The sequence below is a fragment of the Pseudoalteromonas sp. S3260 genome, assembly GCF_005886925.1.
In the GTDB taxonomy this organism is placed as follows: Bacteria; Pseudomonadota; Gammaproteobacteria; order Enterobacterales; family Alteromonadaceae; genus Pseudoalteromonas; species Pseudoalteromonas tetraodonis.
In genome coordinates, this window is sequence record NZ_PNCV01000401.1 from 1 (window position 1) to 334 (window position 334).

At 46.1% G+C, this 334-nt stretch carries 1 protein-coding gene and 1 pseudogene; both read left to right on the plus strand.

Translation table 11 applies throughout. From position 1 onward, the window contains the following. Positions 1 to 216, plus strand: a 216-nt coding sequence (locus CWC14_RS18960; protein WP_138564419.1) for a flagellar biosynthetic protein FliQ, incomplete at its 5' end; no start/stop codon positions are given. 2 nt (positions 217 to 218) lie between these two features. Next, positions 219 to 334: pseudogene (locus tag CWC14_RS19885) on the plus strand (flagellar biosynthetic protein FliR); the annotation flags it as partial.

Sequence of the window (334 nt, forward strand, 5' to 3'; positions counted from 1 at the left end):
AAGTTGGTGTCGGCGATTATTGTCCCTAGTTTGATTGTTGGTTTGATTGTTGCGGTATTACAAGCGGCGACCTCAATCAATGAGCAAACCTTGAGCTTCTTACCTCGTTTGCTTGTCACCCTAAGTGCACTTATTATCGGTGGCCACTGGTTTACGCAGGAACTTATGGATTTCTTTAACCGCTTAGTGCTGTCGATACCTGAAATTGCGGGATAACCATGGAATACCCCTTTGCCGTCATTGTTCAGTGGCTAAGTGACTACTTACTTCCCTTAGTCCGTATACTGGCAATGTTGATGGTCATGGCAGGGATAGGGGCACGTAATGTCCCTTC